We start from the raw sequence: 22082 nt of genomic DNA on the forward strand, positions 1-22082 counted from the left end.
TAGCACGGGAAAGCACGGGGACGTTTCTCTTGCTTCCAAGCAGCAGAACCCGTTCCCGTGCTTCTTAACAAAGACATTACAACAGTTTCCATTGCCCTTCGGAGATAACTTCGACCTCTCCATCGACCACTTTGATGGCGGTTTGGTCATCAATTGCATACGCCGGACCCTTCATCCCTGCTGCCCATCTCTCTGCAGCAGCCATCGTGTTATACGGCAGCATCTCGTGTTCCAGATGCGGGAACATTGCGAAATCGACCAGACCAAGGGTTTTATCACCGCCGCTTGGTGGAGTCCATCCAACAAAGAATTCCCCGATATTAGGTGCCATCACCATGCTCCCGGCGCTCAGTCCCACATAAACTGCGCGCAGCGACGGCAATAGGTCTGCCAGTCCAGACTGCCGCATCCAGTAACATAGATACAAAGGGTCTCCGCCATTCACCAGTATTACGTCAGTCTCCTTGACCACAGGGACCCAAAACTCTTCATCGATGCTGGGCAGCGCGGTGAGCTCCAGCACCCCCATGGACTTCCAGCCCAGCTCACACATCGGTGTGGTGGCTTGTCCACTGAAGAACTGCCATGCTTTGCCTGCACCACCGGATATGGCGTATATCCCAGTGGTAATGCAGAGGGCGCTCGCCTCTGAAATCGGTTTGCCCAGCATGTCAACCAGCGCTTCGTGTATGCTCTTGTTCATGATGCCTGCAGATGTGAGAAGTAATTTCATAACTCAATCAGCTCCTTGTCATTGTGTGTGCTGTCAAAGTATTTCATATCTCTAAACAGCAACTGATTTTCATACTCTATATCAAGGATGACTAGTGCAATTGTTCAATAACTTTTTAGACTACCAACTTATATTATATTATTTTTATAATGTTCTGAAAATATAATCCTTTCAAGTATTAAAAAAGTGCCTGTCCCCAGCACGTTAATGAATAAAAAGTACTTTTAGACAAACACCTTTTATTTTTCCTTTATATTACCTCTTATATGGGTTAAGGCGGGGCAGGCATCAATATCTCACACTACTCAGATTCAATAACTCTTGCCACTGCATGTCCGCACTGCCATATGCTGCAACTTTTGCATCAGCGCTTTGTTATTTATGTATTTTGGGTACACTTTTAATGGTCTTTTTTGCAGGAACCGGTCGTTCTTTTCGCACTGAATGTCGGTTATTAAAAGCAGTCATCTCCAGCCTGAAACATTTTATTGGATATACCTGTGCTTCGTTCTTCGATTTGGTGAAGGTTTTGATTGTCCTCATGTTCCATCGAAGGGATGGAAATTTCAAAGCGTATGCTGTATTGACGAATAGAACAGGGCGCTTCCCAACGCCCAGATGGTCACACACCGCTTCGTGGTTAAAAAAAAGTATGAGGACGGTTTAGGCAGCCCTCATTAAAGACATAAAAGCATAGAAGCCACCTGTATTAACAACAAAGAGGGTTCACTTGCTATCGAAACAGCAGAATCATCGTGTTATTTAGTCGTCATGATGCAGGAATATGAGCTGGTTGAACCGAATAGAAGGATGAAGAATTTTACCCTTAATCAATGTTTACAGGATTTTCAACTGTTTTCATTTTGGAAGATTACCCTAATCAGTGAGGAGATTTGATGTATGCAAACTGTAACCAACATTTTTTCTGATCAGCTCGACATGCATTGGCACGAGAATGACTGGTTTGCGTCCTTGGAGCAGGCGCTTGATGGAGTATCCGCGCCTGAGGCATCATGGACAAGTTCAGGAAAGAGCAATTCGATATGGCAGATTGTCAACCATTTGATTTATTGGAATGAAGACGTCATTCATCGAATCAAGGGCACAAAAAATCCGCATATAATAAAGAATAATGAAGAAACCTTTGCAAATCCTGGGGATCCGGAAGACGAAAATGGCTGGGTCCAAACATTACAGCGCCTTAATGAAGTCATGAATCAATTCAAAACCGTCATCGCGGAACTAGATGACGAAAAGCTAAAAGCCCCGTATGCAGCGAACAGCTCCTCCATAGAGCGCTTGATCAGCAGTATTATGATGCATGATTCTTATCATATTGGACAAATTGTTTTGCTTCGGAAGTTACAATCTTCTTGGGGTGGGGTTGATTGGTCTTAGAGCGCTCCTGTTTGAATGTAATTGAAAAGAAGCAGGAACCTGTTAACGGGTTCCTGCTTCTTGTTTTAGAATTAATTGTCACGCCCCACGCTTCGGTGAAATGGAGCTGGGCATCATCTAGTATTGGTTACCTTTTCTCAAAATTTGTATATATCCAGCATTAAAGGGTTAAAATAACCGGCCCGTTCTTCGTCAGGATGATCGTATGTTCCACTTGAGCGACATAGCTCTTTTCCGTAGCAAAGGTCCAGCCGTCATCCAATTGGAACACTTCTTCTTCAGAGGTGGAGATAAACGGTTCGAAGGCGATGACCATTCCTTCCTTTAGTATCTCATCATCCCACGGGTCATTATAATTCAAAATATGGTCAGGGGCTTCGTGGATCTTACGGCCAATCCCGTGTCCGGTAAGATTTTTGATAACGGTGAATCCATGCTGTTTCGCTGTTTCGAAAACCGCTTTTCCGATTCTGCTTTTTTTTGATCCAGGCTTTGCTTTTTCAAGGCCCGCTTCAAAAGCCTTCTTCGCAGCTTCACATAATCTCGTTAAGACTTCTTCGCCTTTTCCCACAACAAATGAAATTCCCGTATCAGCGAAATAACCGTTCTTGGAAGCAGACACATCGATATTAACGAGATCCCCCTCCTGAATAACCCGGTCACCCGGAATCCCGTGTGCCACCTCTTCATTCACACTGATGCACGTAAACCCGGGAAAATCATACTCGCCTTTTGGTGCTGAAACGGCCCCTGCTTTTTCAAAAAGCTCCCCCGCCAAATCATCAAGTTCTTTCGTTGTTATGCCGGGAACCGTTTTTTGAACCAATTCATCCCGAATGGATGCGATAATTTTGCCGATTTCCTTTAAGCCGTTGAAATCTTCTTCTGTTTTAGCAATCATTTTTTCTACCTCTTTTTCTTTTTCTTTTTCTTTTTCTTCTATAGAGGTAATTATTCCATTTTCTAATTGAAAATACCCGGAATATGCTTAAGGGTTAGTCTGCCGGCTATAATTAAAAGGCGTTTGGCTAATTAGTTCCTCCACTAAGTTCCAAAACATCTAACCCCTCAGATGCATCTGGCTCTTCGAAAAAACTTGTAACATGATGAAACACCGCTTCCGTATCAAAAACCGCTCGTTCGGGTTGTTCCTTACGTCTTTGAGCAATTTGGCGCAAGCACTGCTCGTCACTCAGGTTGAGATAAATCAGCTGATGATCTGCATGAACCTCTTCAGCCATATCTAAAAACCATTTCCGCAGCTTTTGAGTGTTGGCCGGAAAGTCCATAACTACATCTGTACCAACAGATAATATGTTTTGAACGTGCTTTTTCACCAGTGGCTTTAGCTGAAGGGAAAATCGTTTGTAATCCTCAAATGATTTAATCTGATTCGGATAAAGAGATGAAAGCCATTCATCCTCTGAAAGCAGTACCGCACGTTTATCTGTCGCCAATCGTTTTGACTCAGTAGATTTTCCGGCGCCCATTTTCCCGCAGAAGAAGTATAGGGTTCCTGATTGGTTCAATTGCTATCCCGCCCTTGATAATTGTTGTTGAACTTGTGCTGAATTTTTCAATGTGCAGCTGTGCTATTCATTAAAATCAAATAGCAACTTTTATTAATAAATAATTATAACAAAAAGGAATTCATTATCTTAAAGGAATATTTCGTTTGCCTGATTACAAAAGTGGAGGTTATTGATTTTTGCGTAAATCTCTATGCAACATTTTTTTCAATTCAGAAATAGCTTTGTTAAAACATTTCAATAAACAAAAAGATACAACTCCTCAAGGGTTAGTTGCCTCCTTTTAATGTAAATTGCACCACACACTCCACATGAGCCGTATGCGGAAACATATCCACAGGCTGAATATATTCAACCTTATACGCCTTCGAAAGTGTCTTTATATCCTTTGCCAATGTCGACGGGTTACACGACACATAAATAAACTTCTTTGGTTTGACCTTCAATATCGCACCAAGCAGTTTTTGGTCGCAGCCTGTTCGCGGCGGATCCACTACTACAGCGTCTGGACGCCAGCCTTCTCCGAGCCATTTTGGGAGCCAGTGTTCGGCGGTGCCTTTTACGTAGGTGGCGTTTTTGAAGCCGTGTTTTTTGGCGTTCTTTTTGGCGTCTTCGACGGAGTCGGCGATGGTGTCCATGCCTCTGATTTCTTTCGCTCCGTCTGCGAGCCACATGCCGATGGTGCCTACGCCACAGTATGCGTCGACGATTTTTTCTTTGCCGGTTAGCTGGGCGGCTTTTTTGACTTCGTCGTAGAGTTTGACTGTCTGGACGGGGTTGAGCTGGAAGAAGGCCCGTGCCGAGAGGTCAAAGGTCAGGTCGCCGAGCTGTTCCTGGATGACTTCTTCTCCGTCTAAGTGGACGGTTTTTTCCCCGAAGATCAGGGATGTTTTTTCGCCGTTGATGTTTTGCATGATGGATTTGACTTCAGGGAGACGCTTTTTGATTTCGCTGACGATCAGGTCCTTGCGCGGCAGGTTTTCCTGTGCGGTGATGAGGACGATTTGAACTTGTCCGCTTTTGAAACCGACTCTGCTGACGATAGTCCGGACGATTCCTTTGCGTTTCCGCTCATCATAGATAGATACCTTCAGGTCCTGCAGAATTTGTTTGACTGTCTGAACCGTTTTGTTGGTTGCTTCATGCTGTACGATGCAATGATCAATGTTTATAAGGTGATGGGAGTTTTTGCTGTACAGTCCCGCGATGACTTTCCCGTTTCTGAGCCCTGTCTGGAACTGGCTTTTGTTGCGGTAATTCCACGGGTCCTCCATGCCGATCGTCTGTCTGATGTCGGTTTTGCCGAGATCAAGTCCGGAAAAGCGCTCCATCGCCTGAACGACAATGTCTCTTTTTTCATGCAGCTGTTTTTCGTAGGAGAGATGCTGGAGCTGGCAGCCGCCGCATTCGTGATAAATTGGGCATGGCGGGTCCACTCTGTGGGGGGAGGCCTTCCTGATTTTTTTCACTTTTCCCTCGGCAAATTTCGCGCTGATGTTCGTTGCTTCCACAACAACTTCTTCATTTGGCAGGGCACCCGGCACGAATACGACTTGCTTTTTGAAATAGCCGACTCCTTCTCCGTTGATTCCGAGTCTTTTTATCGTTAATGGAAAGGTTTGTCCCTTTTCCAGAGTAATGCCTTTGTTTTTTTCATTGGTTTTCATGTTTGCCGCTCCATTTCTATTCAATGCTTCTCCACAAATAAAGAGACGCATAGCTTAAATAAGGTGACCACTCCCTGCTCAGCTCCTGCATCTCTTCCAGAGTAGGCTTGCGGTCGAGGCCAAAGTGCTTTTTCATCGCATTTTGAATGCCGATATCTGCAATCGGAAACAGATTTGGCCGCCCGAGACCGAACAGAAGCAGGTTCTGAACCGTCCACGGCCCTACTCCGCGGATTTTCACGAGTTCTTTCAGGATTGCTTCATCCGGCTGATCTTTCAATTCTTCAAGGTTTATTTTGCCTTCTGCAATCAGCTTTGATGTATCAATGACATACTCTGATTTGCGTCCGCTGAACTGAAGTTCCCGCAGGTCACTGTAGTCAAGTGTCGCCACTTTTTCAGGAAGCGGATAGAACCAGACTCCATCCACCTGCTCGCCAAATGCATGCACAAACCGCTCTGTCAGCGTATGGGCAAACTTCAGATTCAGCTGCTGGTGAATAATACATTTCATCAGACACTCATACAGGCCAAATTCCAGAACGAGCGGCGTGCCGTCATGCTCCTGAAAAATACCGGCTATGTTTGAGGAACGAAAATGGGTCTGAACGTCAAGCAGGGAAGTATCCCACTGAAAAATGCGCATCGTCTCTTTCAGCGCAGCCTCCCGGTTTATGCTTCCGCTCACTAAAAACTCAGGTGAATCCTTTGTTCCAAGAGCCTTCACCTTAACAACAAACGGCTTTTTTTCCTGATCTCTCATCGGAATGGACACTTCGCGTTCAGCCATCGTCACATGATGAAGCGGATCCATGGATAAACGGTCAAGGACACGGTCAAAATCATATGGAGGATCTATCTTTACTCGCTCGTCCCACATTCATTCTCAAACCCCTTATTTTTGATACTGAATATTATATCATGAAACGCACGGTGAAAAGGGAAAACTCCCTGTGACCTTGGTCAGAGGGAGAAAAAATGCGGCTGATGGAATGTCCTGTCTATCATGAGATCGTCCAGACTTTTAAAGATATAGCCCTGTTTCCTCAAATCTATGATTGCTCTATCAAGCGCCTCTGCATTGTCTTTTGAAACGGTGTGCAGCAGAAGAATGCATCCGGGATGAATCTGGCTCATCATCTGATCATAGGAATATCTCCAGCCCTTTTGAGCATTTGTATGCCAGTCCACAAAAGCAAGCGACCAGAAAACCGGCTGGTACCCGAGCTCTTTTGATTTAGCCAGCACCCGCTCGCTGAAAACGCCCCTCGGCGGGCGGAGATACTGAATTCCCTGATAGCCTGTCAGCTTTTCAGTCTTTTCTTTTACGGAATCCAGTTCTTTTTTCAGCCTTTCATCACTGACTTTTGTCAGATCCGGATGATGCCATGAGTGGTTTCCGACAATATGTCCTTCATCTGCCATCCGCTTTACAAGGTCCGGCTGGTCAAGAAGGTAGTGTCCGGTTACAAAAAAGGCTGCCGGCACCTTCTGTTTTTTCAGAACATCCAAAACCCCTTCTGTATACCCGTTCTCATAGCCGTTGTCGAAGGTGAGATAAATGTATTTTTGACTGGGATCTCCCATAAAAAAAGCATCATACTTACTCAGCAGCTTAATAAGCGGTTCACCGGGGTTCGCTGATTTGTGGTTCCTGCTTTTTTCAAAGCCCCAGTTAATTGGCTGATTGGAGACGGACGCCTCAGCTGCATGTATTCCGAATGATAAAAACACCAGAAAGCCTAGTATTGCGCAAAAGTATTTCAAAGAAATCGCTCCCCTGACATAGTTTCTATTTATAGTGTCGGAAAGAGCGGAGATTACATACTGTTTTTTATCAGGTAACATATGGAACCAACTGAAAAAAGCCGGAATTAATCCGGCTTCTCCTTAACTGAAAACAGGCTCTTTAAATTGTGAAAGCTTTTCAAGAGACGATTGATCAACATCTGCATGAAGGCTGTTGCCGTGCGAATCCATTGTAACTACCGCTGTAAATCCTTCAACCTTCAGGTGCCACATCGCTTCTGGAATACCAAATTGCATAAGATCAACGCCTTCAACGGATTTTATGCAATCTGCATAATACTGTGCAGCTCCGCCAATTGCATTCAGATAAACTCCGCCATGTTCACTTAGGGCTTTCAGTGTTTTTGGCCCCATGCCGCCTTTTCCGATGACTGCGCGGATGCCGAATTTCTTCATAATATCGCCTTGATACGGCTCTTCGCGAATACTTGTTGTCGGACCAGCCGCTTTGACGTGCCAATTCCCGTCCTCATCTTTCATCATAACCGGACCGCAATGGTAGATAATTTGACCATCAAGATCAACTGGAGCATCATGGTCAGATAAGTATTTGTGAATCGCGTCGCGGCCTGTGTACATCATTCCATTGATATGAACGACATCCCCAACTTTTAAATCACGAATCTTCTCTTCAGTGATTGGTGCTTCGAGCACAACTTCACGAGAAGCATTAGGAACTTCCTCCGCTTGATCTGCATCATTTAAGTCCGGCATCTCACCTTCTTGGTACAGCCAGTTTTGAATTTCACCGCTTGCAGCATCAATGTTTACCCCTAAACGGCGGTATGCCCAGCAATTATATGCTACAGATACAAAGAAGCTTGCAGGAATCCGGTTCATCACGCCAACCTTGCATCCTAAAAGAGTAGCTTCTCCTCCAAAGCCCATTGTGCCGATGCCAAGCTGATTGGCTTTTTCCACAATGTATTCTTCCAGTTTTTGAAGATCCGGGTTTGGATTGACGTCTTCTGAACTTCTGAAAAGCTGGTCTTTTGCAAGCTCATAGCCTGAAGTGCGGTCTCCTCCAATACCTACCCCGATGAAACCTGCGCTGCAGCCTTGTCCTTGTGCCTGGTAAACAGAATGAAGAACGCATTTGCGGATGCCATCTAAATCACGGCCTGCTTTTCCAAGTCCATCAAGCTCGCATGGAAGACTGTATTGAATGTTTTTATTTTCACAGCCGCCGCCTTTTAAAATTAAGCGGGCATCAATGTAATCTTTTTCCCATTGCTCAAATTTAATGACAGGGGTGCCGTACCCTAGATTATCTCCGCTGTTCTCGCCAGTCAGCGAATCAACGGAATTCGGGCGCAGCTTTCCGTCCTTTGTTGCCTGTGCAATCGCACGGTAGATGTCTTCCTTCATATTCAGCTGGTTGGCTCCAACGGGAACCTTCAGTTTAAAAGTCGGCAGTCCTGTATCCTGGCAAATCGGCGATACGTTCTCATCAGCCATTTTGATATTTTCAGATATAGTAGCGAGAGACATGGCAGCACGGGTTCCTGCATTCTCTTTCAATTTAGCTTTTAATATTGCTCGGCGGACATCTTTAGGAAGTTTTGTTGACGTTTCAACGATTAATTCGTACATGCTTTGATAAAATTTCTCCATCCTGTTTCTCCCCTTATTGTCTATAGAATTCGGTCAATTTCATTCAATTTTTATTATACTCCTTTGTGATTTGGTTGGAAAGGCTTACAGTTTGAATACCTTTTCATTCTTTAAAAAGACTGTTTCTGCACGAATTGCCTTAGATTGTTACCCGTTCCTTTGCGCTTCAGGAACTTGCTTTCCGCTGTGAGGTCTGGGAGCTTCCCCGGCCAGCCTGCGGGATCTCCCATTCCCTCTTCATCCCACAGGAGTTAAGTTCCTTACACTGCAATCCACTGGAGTATGATCTTGATTATTAGCAACTTTCATTTCAAAAAGTCTTATTAAAGTCAAAAAACCGCCCGGCCAATGACCGGGCAGCATCTGCTGCTACTGTTTTTTAGGGAGAATGTCAATCTCAACGCTTTTCCTGATATCCAGGTACTGATAAGAAATGGTTAAGGTTCCGCTTTTCTTCGTTTTGATTTTTCCGTTTTTCCATTCTGCGAGGTCCGGAGGCGAAAGCTCCATGAAGAGCTTGTCCGGGTCCATGGCAAATCGGTTGCCGTCTTTATCGATGGCTGTTGCTGTCAGGCGGATGTTCTTTCCTTCCATGACGGCTTCGTCATTTGGATTAAGTTCAACGTTGACAGGTTTGATAGTGGCCGGGTCCACCACAGTCACTTTAATTGTGCTGCTTTTCCCTCCTGAAACGGCTGTGATGTTCGCTGTACCCGGCTTGATTGTCTGAATGGTTCCGTCGGCAACCACTTTTACGGCTTTTTCGTTATCAGAGGTCCAAATTGTATAAACATCTTCAAAAGCGCTCAGGTTGACGAGATAGTTTCCGTAGATTTCTCTAAAATCGCCGAAAAGGTTGAGTGTGCGCTCTGCACCTGCTGCCATTTTCATTTCCCGCTGTTCGTTGAGGGCATCATCGACAATGGATACATCCGTCAGCAATGGATTAAACTGATAGTCCATTCCTGATTTCGTAACGGCAAGCACGCCGCTTCCAAGGATATTTCCTTTGTCGTTTGAAACATAACCTTTGCTTGCACCGTTGCCTGTAATTGTGTAGTTGACGCCGTCTTTTTCCCATGACTGCAGGAGGTGAAGATGACCGAACAATACTTGAACGTTCACGCCTGTGTTTTTCTTTTTATAGGTTCCGAGAATGTCTTCAAATTGCTTGGCATCTGATGGATTCATTTCATGCTTTGTGCCGAAATCATCTTTTGTCGTATTATGGGTGACGACAAGGACATTCTTCTTTTTATTTTCCTTCAGGAGCTTCTGAAGATAATGGAACTGAGTCGGATCAGAGGCTGAAATGCTCTGTCCAAATGCACTGTTCAAGCTGATGATCAGCGTGTTTCCATATTCAAAATGGTAGGTTGGGGATCCAATGATGTCTGAGTAGAAATCAATGTTCCCCTGGAATGATTCATGGTTTCCAGGCGTTGCAAAAAACGGTTTTTCTCCAAGCAGAGCAAGATCACTCACGGCTCTGTCCCATTCTGCCTGTGAAGAAGTATCCACGATGTCACCTACATGCATCACGAAGTCCGTTTCTTCTTTTGCAGCTCTGTCAAACAGGCGTTTCGAATACATAAATCCTTGTGTATCAGGAAGGACAGATATGGCGAATTGATTGGCCTTTTCCGGCTGCTGAAGCTGCTTTGTTTCAAATTCCTTCACAAATGGTGTCATGACATTCCCGCTTTGGTCTTTTGCTTCGATGATAAAAGAATGCTTTCCGTCTTTAAGCGGTTTTTCAGGAACGGCATATGCCCAGCCCGTTTTTTCATCGTAGTGGACAGGAGCAGGTATGCCGTCAATTTTTACAGCAACACTATTTTTCTTCACGCCGCTTTTTTCATCTTTGAGTTTAAAGGTAATTCGCGGTTCTGCTGTCTTTTCGACCGGTTTCCCCGTTGGCGTTACATTTGAAAGAACCGGTTTTTCTGTATCATCGCTCAAGTCTACTTTGATTGTTTTATCGACAGACGGAACAGACACATTTCCGTTTGTGTCGCGCGCTGAAGCTGTAAGATGATAGGTGCCTTCTGTCAGGTTTTCAGTTGATGCTTCTACTTTTCCGGTTTCAGCATCATATGTGTGCGGAAGTTTTTCTCCATTTAGTTTTACTTCGATTGAATCAGCATCCACGCCTGATTCTTCATCAATCAGGAGGGAAGAAAAAGCAATCCTGTTTTCATAGACGGTATTTCCCGCAGGTATAATCTCTTTGAATTCCGGTCCGTTAAAGTCTTCTGTTTCGTTCGTGTAAATATATCTCATGTGATCGATGTATACACTGCCGCTGTAGTCAGGGATGCTTTTGTTCGTTTCTACAAAATAGAGATAGTTGAAAACGATCGGCAGCGCCCAGTCCTGCGGAAGCTCAACCTCAAGGTATTTCCAGCCGGTCCAGTCTACTTTTGGTGCAAGATCCAGCGTTTTGTTGACACCATTTGCTTTGAAAATCAGGCGTGCCCACGGCGCTTTTCCGTCACCGTACACCCATACGCCGAATTTCTTCGGTCTGATGTCCGTTTTATACGTTTCATACATGGAATCAGCAAGCTCGTCCTGCCACTTTCCTGTTGATGAACGGTACCAGTGGGGAATGACATTAATCGTGCCGTTGTACTTCCGTTCCCATTTTTTCGAATCATAATCCACACGCAGACTGCGCTCTCCGAATTTCGCTTCGTCCGCAGACAGCTGGTGTGTTCCGCCCATGTAGCCTGTTACCTCGTAACCTTCGTTTGGATACGTTTCATAATCATCGATGACTTGTTCTTTAAGGCCTATTAATAACTCAATCTGTTTTTCAATGGAGCCAAGCTTGGCTGTTACCGTTGTTCTTGTGCCTTCGGGTACATCTTCTCTTATTTTAATGGTGCCGTCTGCAGTGATTTCACCAAACTGGCTGTCCATCTCCCAGTCAATCGAATCCCCTGTGAGAATGACTTCTTTTCCGTCTTTCACCGCTTCAGCCTCTAGTTTCTTTTCTTCACCAGGCTGGAGGATAACCGGGCCCTGATCAGCAAATTGGAAGTCATCCACCTGGTCGATGACGGTAACGGATGCCTGCCCGCTTACTCCGTTGATGACAGCTTCCACTGTATCTGTCCCTGCCTGATCAGGCGCCTTGTACAGACCCGTTTTGTCAATGGTGCCCTTTGAAGCTTTCCACTGGATAGAGCGGCTCGCAATCATGACAGGGTTGCCGTTGCTGTCAGTTGCTTTTACCCCGAATGGAAAAGCTGCATTTTTGAAAATCGTAAGATCTCTTTCTACAATGACTTCCCCGATTTCACCTGTCTTGGTTGAATGATTGGCAAAGAGAATGCCGTTTGTGATCGACCTTGACTGCCCGTCACTCGGATGATTGGCCGTCTCGAGCGCGCTTTTTCCTTTTGGCTGGACGATCATTTCTGTCGATCCTCCGCCGTCAAGGCCAAGAGCCGAGACTGCTCCATGCTCCTCCATGATTTCAGCCATTTCAACAAGCGTTACCCCCTGGCTTTTATCAAAAAGGGTACTTGGTTTATCAATCGTCATCGTGATGACCTTTTGTTCTGCTGTAATCCCCACCGCGGTTCTGGCACTTTTCAGCAGCACGTGACTGCCGTACTTGGACACAAGCTCGTCTTTTGAAAGAGCCTTTCCGTCCTTAACAAGCCAGTTATAGCCGCCTGATGCCTCTGTTATATCGTTTTTGAGGACTCTGTCTTCTCCGGTGAAAAGATCAAACTGGAAGGAAATCTCCATCCCTTCTTTTAATTCATTTCGGATCATTTCCGCTTTTGATCCAAACCCGGCAATGATCACACTGTCTGATGGAATATCAATGCTCTCATAAGAAGAGTAGATTTTTTCAATTTTTCCGGTGTAGGCCTGTCCTGCTTTTATGGCTGAAGCATCCTTTACCTCCCTGACAACTGCCATGGCACCATTCTTAATGAAGGTCTCATTGCGGTCATCAAAGGTCAGAATACCATTCTGGTTTAGCTTTGGTGTAAATATGCCAAGCTTTTCTCCCGCGTTTTCATTGCGGTTCAGTGTATCAACTTTTACATCTTTGCCGCTGTAGGACAGCGAGCCTCTCATTTCAACTTCTCCGATAAAAGGTTTCTTCTCTTGATCAATGGCAAAAACAGGATGAAGAGCAACGCCTGATGGGTAGCTCTGATTAATAAGAAGATTGCGGTTTTGAACTTGCAGCGTCATATTGATGCCTGTCTGCATATTGAACATATCCGCATTTATGCCTGCAACAATGTCTTTCCCCTTGAATTCCTCTCTAGCAGCCTGCGACGGGAGGGTCTCTGCAGCAACGACTCGTTCAAGTGCCTTCGATGTAACAACGGATACATTCGGGTTCGCAAGATCTGCTTCAAGAACGTTCACTCTCTGGCTGTTTCCTGCTGTTCCTCCAAAATTCTCGATTTGCTTTTCAGTGTGTGTAATGCCTGAAGAAATTTGCTGCGCTTTTAACACAGTGCTTTTTTCTGACGGCACGGTTTCTTCACCAAGAACAGAAACCGGCTGAATCAGCAGCGCGCAGGCCATCAGCATGACAGCAAGCTTGTTTTTCCCTTTCATCTTGCACCTCCGGATAGTAGTAAGTACTCCTCTATTCTAGAAGGTAATTGTTGATAGGATTTAGTATTTTTTTTAATGCTTGTAAATTTTACAGGTCTAAAAGTACCAGTGATTGTGGATTTAGTGTAAACGAGGGATGTATGGACTACGTATGATAGAAGAGGATTTTGTTACATTCAGGTCTTTGGTATGAGGAGACTATGGAGCTGATTTGTTCTTTGTTTCTATGGTACCTTTTTCCTTTTTTTTTTTTTGCAATCATTACCCGTTCATATCCGTTCCAGGACTTGCTTTTCACTGGAGTTCTATAAGATTAAAAACAAAAAAAGAACACCCTCATAAGGTGCTCTTCCATCATCTATTCTTTATCCCAGTCCTTTTTAAACTGCTCCTGCTTTACTTCAAGCTCATCAAGCATTTTAATTAAACGATCAATATCCTCTACGTCTGTTGACTCAGGATCCATTGAATCGATAACATTCATAAACATATTTAAGCGTGTTTTTAAATATTTTAACTGTGAGTCTTTATCATGAACGGCGTTGCCCAAGATGTATCTCTCCTTTCACTGATAGTGATATCGTAGCTTATTCACCATGCTTTGACAACAGCACGAGCCGATAAGGTATTCTAAAATATGTTGTTCATGATAGAATGTTCTCTATGTGAACTTGAAAAAGGAGTTTTATGAATGAATGCATCAGCTGCAAATACACTACAGCCCATTACACCTTCTCATGATCCATGGGAGGCTTATTTAGATATAAAACAGTATGGAAAATTGACTTTAACAAATGTTGAATTCACGACTACGACCCTGTGCAATATGCGCTGTGAGCATTGCGCGGTGGGTTATACGCTCTCTCCAAAAGATCCGAAAGCATTGCCGATTGATTTAATCCTGAAAAGATTAGACGAAGTAGATACGCTCAGGTCAATCAGTATTACCGGCGGGGAACCTATGCTGTCACTCAAATCAGTAGACAATTATGTGCTTCCTTTACTAAAGTATGCCCGTGCGCGGGGGGTTCGTACGCAGATAAACTCAAATTTGACACTTGATTTGGCGCGTTACGAAAAAATTGCTCCCTACCTGGATGTTTTACATATTTCTCATAACTGGGGAACGCAGGATGATTTTGCAGAAGGCGGATTTGCAATGATGGACCGGAAGCCAACTTATGAGCAGCGGACTGCTTATTTTGACCGGATCATAGAAAACAGCCGTGCTCTGGTGGATGCGGGAGTGATGGTTTCTGCTGAAACGATGCTTAATAAGCGGACATTGCCTCATATTCAAAAAATACATGAACAAATCGTGAATGATATGAAATGCCAGCGTCATGAAATTCATCCTATGTATCCCTCAGATTTCGCAAGTGCCCTTGAGACCCTTTCATTAAAAGAAGTCAGAGTTTCGATTCATCAGCTGCTCGATATCCGCAATGAAAATGTGTGGATGCTGTTTGGCACACTGCCTTTTTATGCCTGCAGTGATGAAGAAGAGGACATAAAGCTGATCAGGAGGCTTCGGGAAAGCAAAAATGTAACAGTGCGGAATGACCCTGACGGCCGCTCAAGACTTAATGTCAATATTTTCAACGGAGACATCATCGTAACAGACTTTGGAGATACACCTGAGCTTGGCAACATTCAAACAGATACGCTTCAATCAGCCTATGACCGCTGGAATGAATCGAAGCTTGCACGGGAGCTTAACTGCCATTGCCCCGCTGTTTCATGCCTTGGTCCAAACCTTCTGGTGAAAAATAGTTATTATCAGGAGATAGATTTTCAAAAAAGGAAATCCGTCATATAAAAAAGCGAGCCGTTAAAGGCTCGCTTTTCTGATTATCTCGGCTGTTCTGAAACGGTAAACCCAAAAGAAGCGTGATCCTGAACCGGAATCCAGGCGCCAACTCCCTGAGATGTTACATTTTGAACAACAATTTTTCGTTTGTTTCCTTTTAATACTAAGTAGACTTCGCCGTATGTTACTTTGCCCTTTTCATTGACTGCCGGTGCGTATGCATTTAAATATCCGACTCGTTTTGGAGGAATATTATAAATCTGTTCTTTTTTTGATCCCGTTCCGATGATTGTCTGAAATGATAAAGGCAGACTTGTCTTTTTCATTGCCTTAAGGAGCATCATTTTTTTCACATCTTCTTCACTTGGAATATGGGCGGTTAGGCCGCCTTTTACTTGCTTTTGGGCTTCTTGCTTGTAATGAATTTGAGTTGTTGCCTTGCCGCCGCGGTTATCAAAGAAATTGGTATTGATTTTCCGGTATTCCCAGTTAACTGCTGTTTCGCCAGATTCGTAATTTAATGCCCATTGCCCGAGGAAAATCGTTGCTCTGTATCCAATTGAGAGCGGATTATCAGAGATTGTCGACTCATTCAGGAGACGAATTAAATTAGGATTTTCAATCGGAATTTTAGATGTTTCAATCAGGCTTTGAGCAAATTCGCTCGGCTGAAGATACGGGAGATCCTGAGTTGGATTCGGATACGTATTCTCCTTCGAGATATCCAGAACAGAGCTTGGCACCTTCATTTTGTTCACAGCAAAAACAGAGCTTGAAAAACCAATTGATAAGAGCAAAGCCATTGAAACGAGCATCCATTTTCTCATTTCCTAAACCCCTTTCGGTTGCTTTACAATTATTGTTTTCAAGCTCTTACTTCTTTATCCAACATTTTATTTAAGTTTTGGCCACCCATTTTCCAATAACCGCGTTTACAGGAGGATTGCACAGCTGAATCAGCGGTCCGATTGCGAAGGTAATAATGATTGTCCCAAGACCGATAGGGCCTGCAAATAAAAGAGCCAGTAGAAGGGCACCGACTTCGCCAATTGTTTTTGCAGCCATAAGGCTTAGTCCAAACTTTTGATGAAGCGTAATCATGAGCTGGTCAATTGGATTTGCCGGAAAGCTGGTTTGAAGATAAATAGAAACGCCAATGGCTATTAATAAAATCCCTAAAAATAAAATGACTCCTTTGAAAAAGATATTCTGTGTATTAAAGTCCTGAAAAATAGAAAGCATCCAGAAATCAACAAAAAAACCGATTAATAAAATGGTAAAGACGCCGAGTACTTTTGGAGCTTCTCTCATAATAACGGCATTTAAAAGAATAATTAAGATCCCTACAATAAAAATCCAGCTGCCGACTGTTAAACCGATTTGATCTGTCAGTCCGACGTTCAGTGCATCCCATGCTCCTGCTCCCAGGTTGGCTTTAATTGTCAGTGTCACGCCAAATGCCAAAACAAATAAACCGATTACAAAAAAGGCCAATCGATAAATCATGCTCTCCATCCCCTTTAATCTTTATATGTATGTCCTTCTTTTGAAGCAAAGAATAAAAAACTGAATATTTACAAATTTTAAATAATATGCTACATTTAGAATAACTCCCATGATTTCATGAGGGTTAGCTTCTTATTAATTGTTTCGTCCTACACGTAAAAATGACTCTGTGCTAAGCACAGAGTCCCTTTTTTTTCACAAAAGATAAAAGCCAATGCCCATGATCAAGTAGGCTGCAAGCAAGGTTGCCCCTTCAAACCAGTTCGTGTCCCCATCATTCGTAATTGAAATGGTCAGGAGAACGGCCGTTACCATTGAAATCAATTCCGGCATTGTAAAGACAAGCGGCATTTTTTTTGTGAACAATAAGGAGATCAGGACAAGAAGCGGCGCTACAAACATGGCGACCTGCAGGGTGGATCCTACCGCAATCTCGACTGCTATATTCATTTTATTTTTATAAGCCATAATGATTGCAGATGCATGCTCAGCAGCATTTCCCACAATTGCAACAATAATGACCCCGATGAAGAGTTCACTCCAGCCGAAGCTCTCGCCAACAGTTTCAAATGTATGTACAAGATTTTCCGAGACATAAGCTACTGCAACTGTAGCAAGCAAGAGGATCGTAATGGCTTTTTTTGCAGACCATTCAGGTTCCTCGTGGTCTTCTGTCTCATCTGTCTTATGCTTATAAACACCGCGATGAGTGACAAGCTTAAAAAACAAGGCTGCTAAATATAAGAGAATTAAAATAACAGAAATACCTATACTCAAGTTTAACGTTTTTGCCTCATCCATGTCCATTGCAAAAATTTCAGGAATCACAAATGCCACAATAACAGCAAATATTAATAAACCTGAATTATGCCTCGCATCGTACACATTGAACTCCTGTCTTTTGAACTTTAATCCGCCAACGAAAAAGGACAGTCCTGCTACAAGCAGCAAATTCCCAAGAACCGAGCCTGTTAAAGAGGCTAGAACAACTCCAATTAAACCTGCTTTTAATGCAAAAATAGAAATAATCAGCTCAACAGCATTCCCAAAGGTTGCATTCAGCAGACCTCCGATTCTCGGCCCCGTCACAATTGCCAGGCTTTCAGTCGCTCTTCCCATGTAACCTGCAAGAGCAATAATCGTTATACAATAAACGGCAAACATAATGAGCTGCGGCCAGTGCATCAGACTGCCTATTACAGATAGCGGAACACCTGCCATTACCAAAATAAAGAAAATTCGATTCATTTCTAATTCTCACCCTTTCTTCTCCTTATTCTTTCTCTCTTTTATGAAAAATTAAACCACACTCTTTTGCGGCGTATGAAAACGCTCATTTGAAGCAGATTAATGATAGATATGAAAGGAGTGATTGGATATGAGTGAAGCAAAAGAAAAAGTTCTGCAAATGTTTAAAGAACATAAAATCGGAACACTCGCTACAATCCGTCAAAACAAGCCATTTTCGAGGTTTATGCTGTTTTTCCACGATGAACTGACCTTATATACTGCCACGAACAAAGATACCCACAAAGCAGAAGATATTGAAAGCAATCCAAACGTACATGTTCTTCTTGGCTTTGAAGGAGACGGCTGGAAAAATGATTACGCGGAGATTGAAGGCAATGCTTCTGTTGAAGAATCTGCCGAACTAAAAGAGAAATTCTGGAACAAGGAGTTAAAAGAATGGATTTCCGGCCCTGACGATCCAAACTACTTACTGTTAAAAATATCGCCTCAATCAATCAGATATTATCAAAAGGCAGGAAGCAAACCGGAAATTATTGAGTTATAATTCCTAATAAAATGAGACTGTGCATATGCACAGTCTCATTTTATTATTTCAAACGATTCCGTTATTTGAATGCTGTCTTCCACTGAACGCACCATTGGGCAATTTTTTCTGGCCAATTTAATTGACTGTTCCACTTTCTCCTCCGGAAGGTCCTGTCCCTTAATCATGTAATGGATGGCAATGCTCTCAATCCGGTTTGCTTCTTCTTCATTTCTTGTTACAGAAGTCTGGATCGTAATGTCCTCAGCAACTAATCTTTTCTTTTCAAGAATTCCCCTAAGAACGCCTCCGCTGCATACGGCAATGGATGAAACCATCAGCTGATAGGGGCGAAAACCATATTCTTCATTTCCCGCAACATGAAGTTCCCCGTATTCAAAGTCAGCGGTGAATCCTGCTTCTCTCATTTTAAATTCCACTGTAATCATCCTTTCTTTATGCCATCATACCCGAAAAAACAATTGTTCGAAAACGATAGGCAATTTTCCTTGTCTGGCATGAATAATGAGTGTAACATTCAGGATGGAAAATAGAGTTAGGAGTCAGGATTATGCCGAAATTCAAATTTGCTATTCTCGTCAGTATTGTTGCTATTTCAGGATTTTCACAGGGAATGCTTCTCCCTTTGATCGCCATTATCTTTGAACAGGAAGGGTACTCCTCTTCTGTCAATGGATTGCATGCCACAGGACTCTACATAGGTGTTTTAATTGCCTCTCCTTTTATGGAAGGTCCTTTAAAGCGGTTTGGCTTTAAGCCTCTGATTTTAGTTGGAGGAATCATGGTTGCGCTCAGTTTATTTGGATTTCTATGGATACAGTCATTTTGGTTCTGGTTTTTGCTGAGACTTTTAATCGGTGTCGGAGATCATATGCTGCATTTTTCAACCCAAACTTGGATTACATCCATATCTTCTGAAGAAAAGCGCGGACGAAATATCTCTCTTTATGGATTGTTTTTTGGGCTGGGCTTTGCAGCAGGTCCGCTTATGGTTCCGCTTGCTGAAATAAGCTCAAGCCTGCCATTTATCCTTTCTGGCAGCATTAGCCTGATTGCATGGGCATTCGTCTTTTTCCTTAAGAATGACTTTCCTGAACAGGACATGGGATCGACTTCATTTTTTGGGACTGCAAAACGCTTTGCAAAAGTATCCAAGCTTGCTTGGGTCGCCTTTCTGCCAACGTTCGGATATGGCTTTTTGGAAGCTTCTCTAAACGGAAATTACCCTGTGTATGCACTTCGGACAGGGATAGACGTCTCATCTGTTTCGATCATTTTATCCTCTTTTGCTGTCGGGGCGATTGTTTTTCAGCTTCCTCTCGGGATCATCAGCGACCGGTTTGGCAGGAGAAACACCATTATGTTCGTTATGCTGTTTGGTTTTATCAGTTTTATGGCCGCAAGCTTTGCCGAAACACTCGTTCCGCTTGTCATCTGTTTCTTCATAGCTGGCATGGTTGTCGGGTCAACTTTTTCACTTGGCATCAGCTATATGGCTGATTTGCTTCCTAAAAATCTGCTGCCTGCCGGAAACCTGCTGTGCGGCATATTTTTCAGCATTGGAAGCATATCCGGTCCATTTTTAGGCGGGCTATATATAGAACATGTGACATCCGCCAATTTTTTTCACGTAGTGAGCTTTATCCTGCTTCTGATTTTTATAACGACTGCTTTCTTTAAGCAGCCTGCTTTTAAAACCGCCAATAATTAAGAAAAGCTAAAGCGCCTGTAAGGCGCTTTTTGCCTTTTTTGGCGAATCAGTTTTGGCCGGGGAGTTTATCTCTAAAAAATTGGCGGTTTTTTTAAAATATAGGTTGAACATTTTGAATTGTCTGTTATATAATAGTATTAACAAATACAATCTGTATCATAACAATACTATAACAGGAGGAATTATTATTATGAAAAGACAAGAGCGCAAAAACATGATCGAATTTATTTCAAAAATGAAGGATATCGAGACAGAGACATTGATGTATATGACGGATGAGGATATTGAGCATATTTATTCATCGGCTTATCACAGTTACATTCAGTTGGCTGAGTAGCAAGAAAAGCGGAACCGACTGGTTAGCTCCGACAGACAGATAAGGAACAGCCAGTAAAGGCGCTTTTTGCCTTTACTGGCTGTTTCGTTCTGGCCGAGGAGTTAGGAGGTGGAGCTGGACAATGAAGAAAAGCGGAACCTCTGATACCAAAAAAGCAAACCGCAGAGATGCGGTTTGCTTTTTTGGTTTAGTGGTAGCCGTTCTGACCGTTTGCACTGCCACTTGTTTTATGCTGCGGCTTGCTTTTTGAATTCTGCTTGTTATGGCTCCCGCCTTTTTTCGTATGCTTTGCCATGAAGATTCACCTGCCCAGCAAGATTTGAAGATCATGATCTTCTTCTTTACTGTTTCACTATTCTCCGCTCTCTATCACACACAATCCTTGGAAATATTAATGGGTCCCTTTTCTTTTGTAAAGAATGGCATTCAGCTCTCCGCCAATCATGATGATCATTCCGGACAGATAAAACCAGATCATCAGAACAATGATTCCGCCCAAACTGCCGTAGGCAGCGCTGTAATGGCCATAGCTTCCGACATAATAAGAAAAGGCGAATGACACAAAGGCCCAGCCGATTGTTGCAAATACAGCGCCCGGCATCGCATCATAAAGATGCAGATGTTTATTCGGGGCAAAAAAATAAAGAGCTGTAAAAACAATAAATAAAATAATCGCACTGACAATCCATCTTCCCATATTCCATACGGTTAAAAACTCTTCTGACAGTCCAAAGACAGAAAAAAGGAGCATGCCGATTTCTTTACCGAATACTGGCAAAAGCAGAGCCACTAAAATGACAAAAACCATCGCAATTGTAAGTAAAACCGCCATTCCCCTCGCTACTATAAATGATCGGCTCTCAGTGACGTCATATGCGCGGTTAAAAGCTCGGACAATGGCATTAATGCCATTTGAGGCAGACCACAAAGTGGCAAGGATCCCGAACGAAAGCAATCCTCCACTTGAATTGCTGACGATCTCAGCCAGGGTGTTTTTGATAATCTCTACAGACTCCCCTGGTGCATATTGCGCCAGAAAGTTTAAGATATCTGCCTGCGAAAGCGGCAGAAAGGCGATTAGCGTAATTAAAAAGATTAAAAACGGAAACAGAGAAAGTAAAAAGAAATAGGCGAGTTCTGCCGAAAGGCCGATAATTTCATCTTTAGAAAAACGCTCAAACAGATCTCTCAAGATGGATTTCGGGGTCTGCTTATGCTGTTTCACGCTTTTCATTTATTCACCTCTCTTTTGAATCGGTCAGAAACCTTTCTTTTGTTTCTTCTATCATTTCAATCATTTGAGGTGTTGTTTCTTTAAGTTCATTTATTTTTTCATTGATAAATTCAATATCTTCCTTAGCTTCCTGGATTACGTTCTTTGCCTGATCAATCTGCTGTTTGATTTCTTCCGTTAATAGAGACGGGTTTTCAATATAAAGAGCTGTTTTATCTTTTAAAGATTTTCCCTGTGCGACAAACTGATCTCTTGTCGGCTTATGAAGAAGTGTAAGGGCTCCTCCAACCGCAGCACCGGCAAAAAGTCCTTTTAGAAATAAACTGTTTGATTCATTACTCAT

Annotated in this window: 20 protein-coding genes; 5 read left to right on the forward strand and 15 right to left on the reverse strand. The window is 43.2% G+C overall.

The window, feature by feature from the left end; all coding sequences use genetic code 11:
* Nucleotides 1-76: 76 nt before the first annotated feature.
* Nucleotides 77-733 (reverse strand): Type 1 glutamine amidotransferase-like domain-containing protein, encoded by a 657-nt coding sequence (locus E2R53_RS17955; protein WP_133313154.1) that lies wholly within the window; start codon nucleotides 731-733, stop codon nucleotides 77-79.
* A 900-nt stretch (nucleotides 734-1633) separates the two neighbouring features.
* On the opposite strand from E2R53_RS17955, the gene E2R53_RS17960 reads away from it, so the two are divergent.
* Nucleotides 1634-2131, forward strand: a complete 498-nt coding sequence (locus E2R53_RS17960) for a DinB family protein (RefSeq protein WP_133313155.1) — start codon at nucleotides 1634-1636, stop codon at nucleotides 2129-2131.
* 160 nt (nucleotides 2132-2291) lie between these two features.
* Here E2R53_RS17960 and map read toward each other — a convergent pair whose 3' ends face one another.
* From map to E2R53_RS18000, 8 genes are all read right to left on the reverse strand, one after another.
* Complete coding sequence (map, locus tag E2R53_RS17965; RefSeq protein ID WP_133313156.1) at nucleotides 2292-3032, reverse strand: type I methionyl aminopeptidase; 741 nt, start codon at nucleotides 3030-3032, stop codon at nucleotides 2292-2294.
* A 127-nt stretch (nucleotides 3033-3159) separates the two neighbouring features.
* Complete coding sequence (locus E2R53_RS17970; protein ID WP_133313157.1) at nucleotides 3160-3660, reverse strand: AAA family ATPase; 501 nt, start codon at nucleotides 3658-3660, stop codon at nucleotides 3160-3162.
* A gap of 269 nt (nucleotides 3661-3929) precedes the next feature.
* Nucleotides 3930-5327 (reverse strand): 23S rRNA (uracil(1939)-C(5))-methyltransferase RlmD, encoded by a 1398-nt coding sequence (rlmD, locus tag E2R53_RS17975; protein ID WP_133313158.1) that lies wholly within the window; start codon nucleotides 5325-5327, stop codon nucleotides 3930-3932.
* Between the two features lie 16 nt (nucleotides 5328-5343).
* A complete protein-coding gene (locus tag E2R53_RS17980; RefSeq protein ID WP_133313159.1) occupies nucleotides 5344-6207 on the reverse strand; it encodes a DNA-3-methyladenine glycosylase family protein in 864 nt (287 codons plus the stop codon).
* Between the two features lie 83 nt (nucleotides 6208-6290).
* Nucleotides 6291-7094: a delta-lactam-biosynthetic de-N-acetylase gene (pdaA, locus tag E2R53_RS17985; RefSeq protein ID WP_435796801.1), complete on the reverse strand. Its 804-nt coding sequence runs from the start codon at nucleotides 7092-7094 to the stop codon at nucleotides 6291-6293.
* Between the two features lie 123 nt (nucleotides 7095-7217).
* Entirely contained in the window at nucleotides 7218-8750 is a 1533-nt protein-coding gene (locus E2R53_RS17990) for a fumarate hydratase (protein WP_133313161.1), read from the reverse strand.
* Between the two features lie 369 nt (nucleotides 8751-9119).
* On the reverse strand, nucleotides 9120-13346 hold the full coding sequence (locus E2R53_RS17995) for a phosphodiester glycosidase family protein (RefSeq protein ID WP_133313162.1): 4227 nt from the start codon (nucleotides 13344-13346) through the stop codon (nucleotides 9120-9122).
* Between the two features lie 358 nt (nucleotides 13347-13704).
* Nucleotides 13705-13896, reverse strand: coding sequence for an SE1561 family protein (locus E2R53_RS18000; RefSeq protein ID WP_070879697.1), 192 nt, complete (start codon nucleotides 13894-13896; stop codon nucleotides 13705-13707).
* Nucleotides 13897-14037: 141 nt separating this feature from the next.
* On the opposite strand from E2R53_RS18000, the gene yfkAB reads away from it, so the two are divergent.
* Entirely contained in the window at nucleotides 14038-15165 is a 1128-nt protein-coding gene (yfkAB, locus tag E2R53_RS18005) for a radical SAM/CxCxxxxC motif protein YfkAB (protein ID WP_133313163.1), read from the forward strand.
* Between the two features lie 32 nt (nucleotides 15166-15197).
* Here yfkAB and E2R53_RS18010 read toward each other — a convergent pair whose 3' ends face one another.
* The 3 genes from E2R53_RS18010 to cax all read right to left on the reverse strand — a co-directional run bounded on the left by E2R53_RS18010 (nucleotide 15198) and on the right by cax (nucleotide 17910).
* On the reverse strand, nucleotides 15198-15959 hold the full coding sequence (locus E2R53_RS18010) for a YfkD family protein (protein WP_435796805.1): 762 nt from the start codon (nucleotides 15957-15959) through the stop codon (nucleotides 15198-15200).
* A 94-nt stretch (nucleotides 15960-16053) separates the two neighbouring features.
* The gene (locus E2R53_RS18015; protein WP_286166283.1) at nucleotides 16054-16662 is read right to left on the reverse strand and encodes a YczE/YyaS/YitT family protein; all 609 of its coding nucleotides are present in this window, start codon (nucleotides 16660-16662) and stop codon (nucleotides 16054-16056) included.
* 195 nt (nucleotides 16663-16857) lie between these two features.
* On the reverse strand, nucleotides 16858-17910 hold the full coding sequence (gene cax / locus E2R53_RS18020; RefSeq protein WP_133313166.1) for a calcium/proton exchanger: 1053 nt from the start codon (nucleotides 17908-17910) through the stop codon (nucleotides 16858-16860).
* Nucleotides 17911-18040: 130 nt separating this feature from the next.
* Between cax and E2R53_RS18025 the strand changes: the two genes are divergently transcribed.
* Nucleotides 18041-18457 (forward strand): pyridoxamine 5'-phosphate oxidase family protein, encoded by a 417-nt coding sequence (locus E2R53_RS18025; protein WP_206197404.1) that lies wholly within the window; start codon nucleotides 18041-18043, stop codon nucleotides 18455-18457.
* Between the two features lie 35 nt (nucleotides 18458-18492).
* On the opposite strand, the gene E2R53_RS18030 is transcribed toward E2R53_RS18025, so the two are convergent.
* The gene (locus E2R53_RS18030) at nucleotides 18493-18876 is read right to left on the reverse strand and encodes an OsmC family protein (protein WP_133313168.1); all 384 of its coding nucleotides are present in this window, start codon (nucleotides 18874-18876) and stop codon (nucleotides 18493-18495) included.
* 131 nt (nucleotides 18877-19007) lie between these two features.
* On the opposite strand from E2R53_RS18030, the gene E2R53_RS18035 reads away from it, so the two are divergent.
* Together E2R53_RS18035 and E2R53_RS18040 are read left to right on the forward strand one after the other, a co-directional pair.
* Nucleotides 19008-20168, forward strand: a complete 1161-nt coding sequence (locus E2R53_RS18035; protein WP_133313169.1) for an MFS transporter — start codon at nucleotides 19008-19010, stop codon at nucleotides 20166-20168.
* Nucleotides 20169-20358: 190 nt separating this feature from the next.
* Nucleotides 20359-20505: a BH0509 family protein gene (locus E2R53_RS18040; RefSeq protein ID WP_070879690.1), complete on the forward strand. Its 147-nt coding sequence runs from the start codon at nucleotides 20359-20361 to the stop codon at nucleotides 20503-20505.
* A 391-nt stretch (nucleotides 20506-20896) separates the two neighbouring features.
* Here the strand turns inward: E2R53_RS18040 and E2R53_RS18045 are convergent, their stop codons facing one another.
* Nucleotides 20897-21739, reverse strand: coding sequence for a YihY/virulence factor BrkB family protein (locus tag E2R53_RS18045; protein WP_133313170.1), 843 nt, complete (start codon nucleotides 21737-21739; stop codon nucleotides 20897-20899).
* 4 nt (nucleotides 21740-21743) lie between these two features.
* The gene (locus tag E2R53_RS18050; protein ID WP_133313171.1) at nucleotides 21744-22082 is read right to left on the reverse strand and encodes a YtxH domain-containing protein; all 339 of its coding nucleotides are present in this window, start codon (nucleotides 22080-22082) and stop codon (nucleotides 21744-21746) included.

Source organism: Peribacillus frigoritolerans (assembly GCF_004358755.1).
Lineage (GTDB): Bacteria > Bacillota > Bacilli > Bacillales > Bacillaceae > Bacillus_P.

Excerpts from the sequence above, each read along its gene's own strand:
- E2R53_RS17955 (WP_133313154.1), bottom strand. The coding sequence starts at position 733 with ATGAAATTACTTCTCACATCTGCAGGCATCATGAACAAGAGCATACAC.
- E2R53_RS17960 (WP_133313155.1), top strand. The coding sequence starts at position 1,634 with ATGCAAACTGTAACCAACATTTTTTCTGATCAGCTCGACATGCATTGG.
- map (WP_133313156.1), bottom strand. The coding sequence starts at position 3,032 with ATGATTGCTAAAACAGAAGAAGATTTCAACGGCTTAAAGGAAATCGGC.
- rlmD (WP_133313158.1), bottom strand. The coding sequence starts at position 5,327 with ATGAAAACCAATGAAAAAAACAAAGGCATTACTCTGGAAAAGGGACAA.
- E2R53_RS17980 (WP_133313159.1), bottom strand. The coding sequence starts at position 6,207 with ATGTGGGACGAGCGAGTAAAGATAGATCCTCCATATGATTTTGACCGT.
- E2R53_RS17990 (WP_133313161.1), bottom strand. The coding sequence starts at position 8,750 with ATGGAGAAATTTTATCAAAGCATGTACGAATTAATCGTTGAAACGTCA.
- E2R53_RS17995 (WP_133313162.1), bottom strand. The coding sequence starts at position 13,346 with ATGAAAGGGAAAAACAAGCTTGCTGTCATGCTGATGGCCTGCGCGCTG.
- yfkAB (WP_133313163.1), top strand. The coding sequence starts at position 14,038 with ATGAATGCATCAGCTGCAAATACACTACAGCCCATTACACCTTCTCAT.
- E2R53_RS18010 (WP_435796805.1), bottom strand. The coding sequence starts at position 15,959 with ATGGCTTTGCTCTTATCAATTGGTTTTTCAAGCTCTGTTTTTGCTGTG.
- E2R53_RS18015 (WP_286166283.1), bottom strand. The coding sequence starts at position 16,662 with ATGATTTATCGATTGGCCTTTTTTGTAATCGGTTTATTTGTTTTGGCA.
- cax (WP_133313166.1), bottom strand. The coding sequence starts at position 17,910 with ATGAATCGAATTTTCTTTATTTTGGTAATGGCAGGTGTTCCGCTATCT.
- E2R53_RS18025 (WP_206197404.1), top strand. The coding sequence starts at position 18,041 with ATGAGTGAAGCAAAAGAAAAAGTTCTGCAAATGTTTAAAGAACATAAA.
- E2R53_RS18035 (WP_133313169.1), top strand. The coding sequence starts at position 19,008 with ATGCCGAAATTCAAATTTGCTATTCTCGTCAGTATTGTTGCTATTTCA.
- E2R53_RS18040 (WP_070879690.1), top strand. The coding sequence starts at position 20,359 with ATGAAAAGACAAGAGCGCAAAAACATGATCGAATTTATTTCAAAAATG.
- E2R53_RS18045 (WP_133313170.1), bottom strand. The coding sequence starts at position 21,739 with ATGAAAAGCGTGAAACAGCATAAGCAGACCCCGAAATCCATCTTGAGA.
- E2R53_RS18050 (WP_133313171.1), bottom strand. The coding sequence starts at position 22,082 with ATGAGTAATGAATCAAACAGTTTATTTCTAAAAGGACTTTTTGCCGGT.